Consider the following 3,292-nt stretch of genomic DNA (forward strand, 5'->3'; position numbering starts at 1 on the left):
CCCGCGAGGAGCAGCAGCCCGGCCAGGGCCGCGCAGGCCGCCCGGGAGGCACCGGAGCCGGTCGTCACCCCCGGCCAGAACACCAGCACGAGAGCGGCCACCACGGTGGCCACCGCGGTGCCCGCCAGCAGGCCACGGGCCGCCCCCGGGTGCCAGGTGTGCAGCCGTCGGCCCACGGTCTCGGCTATCCCGTCCACCAGATCGTCGAGCCGTGCCTCGGGCAGCGCCTCCGTGTGCGGACGCAGGTAGAGCACGGCGCCGTCGGCGAGCCCGGCGCGGGCCAGGGTGGTCTCCTCGTCGAGCGGGGCGTCGCCGAGCCGCTGGAGCACCCAGCCGGCGTGGTCCAGTCCCGCCTCCTCGGCCTCCTCGCCGACGTAACGCAGCAGGGTGGGCAGGAGATCGGCGACCGGCACGTCGGCGGGCACCGCCAGGTCGATGCTGACGTTCGGTGCACGTACGGTCAGGCGGCACGATTCGGCCACCGCGCTGTCGGTCATCAGCTGGACTCTCGTCTTCCGGAGGGCTTTGACAGGAGGACTTCCCCGGGAGAGGGGATGTGCGAAGAGTACGGAAGGTCCGTCCGGCCGCGAACCGGGGGTCCGGTCACGGCATTTGCGTCCGCCGGCCCGGTGACGGCCACTCCCGCGTGGACAGGTCGCGTTCCGTGAATGCACACTACTGCCTACGACCACCGGGTCGTGCTGCGGACCGGGCTCCTTCTATCCGGTATGTGGTTGGCCATCACGGAAGTTGCCCGCGCCCCGCCATCCGCTCGAAACATTCATCCGGGGTTCACCGTGCCTCACGCGGGACCCGGAGAATCAGCGCGGTGCGGCCTTTTCCATCACCGGGTGCGCCGGAATTCCGGTGCGGGCCGGAAAGTTTGTGAACCGGAGGTTCTGTTCCTTGAGTGTCGTGCTGTTTCGCCGCCCGGCCCGCAGGCGTGGGCCGGAGATGCCCGACGGGCAATTGACCCTCCAGGAGCCGCCGGTCCTCGCCGAGACGGTGCCCGACACCTCGGCGATCTGGACCTATCTGCCGATGGCGCTGATGTCGGTGTCGATGATGCTGATGTTCCTGCGGCCCGGTGGCGGGAACAGCGTCTTCATGTACCTGGCGATGGGCGTCATGGCGCTCTCCGCCGGTGCGATGCTGCTGGGCCAGCTGATGCGCCGCTCCAGCGAGCGCAAGCAGCGTCTGAAGGGTGAACGCCGCGACTACCTGCGTTACCTGGCGCAGATCCGCAAGCGGGTCCGCACCACCATCACGGAGCAGCAGCGGGCGCTCGCCTGGCGCCACCCGGAGCCCGCCTCGCTCCGCTCGCTGGCCCGCACCTCACGGCTGTGGGAACGCCGCCCGGCCGACGAGGACTTCGGTGAGGTCCGGCTCGCGGTCGGCGAGCAGCAGCTCGCACTCACCCTGAACCCGGTGTCCACCCGGCCGGTGGAGGACCTCGAACCCCTCTGCGCACACGCCCTGCGCCGCTTCATCCGCGCCTACTCCACCATTCCCGAACAGCCCCTCGGCCTCTACCTCCGCTCCTCGGCCCGGATCCTGCTGCGCCCCGAGGAGGCACCCGGCCTGGAGCCCGGCACCCCGGTGTCCGGGGAGAGCGGCGAGGACCCCGGCGCCGAGGCGGTGCGCGCCCTGGTGCGCGCCGTGCTCGGGCAGCTCGCGGTCTTCCACGCTCCCGAGGAACTGTGGATCGCCCTCTGCGTCAGCGACGAGCGGCGGCCCGACTGGGAGTGGGTCAAGTGGCTGCCGCACGCGCTGGATCCGTACGAGGAGGACGGTGCCGGCCAGGCGCGCCGGATCACCGCCGACCTCACGGAGCTCGACGACCTGCTCGGCGCCGAATTCGCCGAGCGCCCCGGCTTCGACCCGGAAGCCCGCCCCGGCCGCGACGAGCCCTACACGATCGTCGTCCTGGACGGCGTCACCGTGCCCGAGGGCCACCGCTGGGAGGGGCACGGCTACCGCAACGCCCTGGCCCTCGACATATCCGGGGCGCTGCGCTGGCGTCCGGGCCGCAACACGCTGCGGCTGACCGTCGGCCCCGGCCGGGTGAGCCTCGTGCGCACCGACCGCAGCCGCAAGGAGCGCTCCGTGCCCCTCGGCCGGCCGGACCGGCTCGGTCCCCTCGGCGCGGAGTCACTGGCCCGGCTGCTCACCCCCCGCCGGATGAGTCTGGGCACCGACATCGCGCAGCCGATGGACACCGACGTCGAGCTGACCACGCTGCTCGGCATCCCCGACCTGCACCGGCACGACCCGCACACTCTCTTCAACCGGCACACCGGCTCCACCCGGCTGCGGGTACCCATCGCGGTGGGTGTGGACGGCCGCCCGGTGGAACTCGACATCAAGGAGTCCGCGCAGGGCGGCATGGGCCCGCACGGCATGCTCATCGGCGCCACCGGCTCCGGCAAGAGCGAACTCCTGCGCACCCTCGTCCTGGGCCTCGCCCTGACCAACTCCTCCGAGACCCTCAACTTCATCCTGGTCGACTTCAAGGGCGGCGCCACCTTCCTCGGCCTGGAGGAGCTTCCGCACACCTCCGCCGTCATCACCAACCTCGCCGACGAAGTCGCCCTGGTGGAACGCATGCAGGACGCCCTGCACGGCGAACTCATCCGCCGTCAGGAACTTCTGCGGTCCGCAGGCAACTACACCTCCGCCCTGGACTACGAGCGGGCCCGCGCCACCGGGGCGGACCTCGTCCCGCTGCCCAGCCTGTTCGTGGTGGTCGACGAGTTCAGCGAACTGCTCTCCGCGCACCGTGAGTTCATGGACCTGTTCGTGATGATCGGCCGCCTCGGCCGCTCCCTGGGGGTCCACCTGCTGCTCGCCTCGCAGCGCCTGGACGAGGGGCGCATGCACCAGCTGGAGAGCCACCTGTCGTACCGCATCGGCCTGCGGACCTTCTCCGCCATGGAGAGCCGCGGTGTGCTCGGCGTCCCGGACGCCTACGAACTGCCGGCCCAGCCCGGCAGCGGTTACCTGAAGTCCGGCGTGGAGTCCCTGACCCGGTTCCGCGCCGCTTATTCGTCCGGCACCTACCGGCGCCGCACCGGCGCGGTGGTGCAGGCGCGGGTGGCCAGCCAGGTGGTGCCGTGGACCAGCGGCTGGGTGGTGCCCCGTACCCTGGCCGCGGCTCCCGAGCCGGAGCCGGAGAGCGAGGAGGCGGGCGACGAGGAGGCCCTGCTCGACGTGGCCCTCGACCGGCTGCGGGACTCCGGCCCCGCCGCCCACCAGGTGTGGCTGCCGCCGCTGGACGAGCCTTCCCCGCTGG

At 72.0% G+C, this 3,292-nt stretch carries 2 protein-coding genes; one reads left to right on the top strand and one right to left on the bottom strand.

Features of this window, described 5'->3' with window-relative positions:
• A partial coding sequence (gene eccD / locus VN520_RS27785) for a type VII secretion integral membrane protein EccD (RefSeq protein ID WP_325749702.1) occupies nt 1-497 on the bottom strand: 497 nt, incomplete at its 3' end.
• Between the two features lie 409 nt (nt 498-906).
• Between eccD and eccCa the strand changes: the two genes are divergently transcribed.
• Nucleotides 907-3,292 (top strand): type VII secretion protein EccCa (gene eccCa / locus VN520_RS27790; RefSeq protein ID WP_325749703.1); only part of this gene is annotated, 2,386 nt, incomplete at its 3' end.

The sequence above is a fragment of the Streptomyces sp. genome, from assembly GCF_035563135.1.
In the GTDB taxonomy this organism is placed as follows: domain Bacteria; phylum Actinomycetota; class Actinomycetes; order Streptomycetales; family Streptomycetaceae; genus Streptomyces.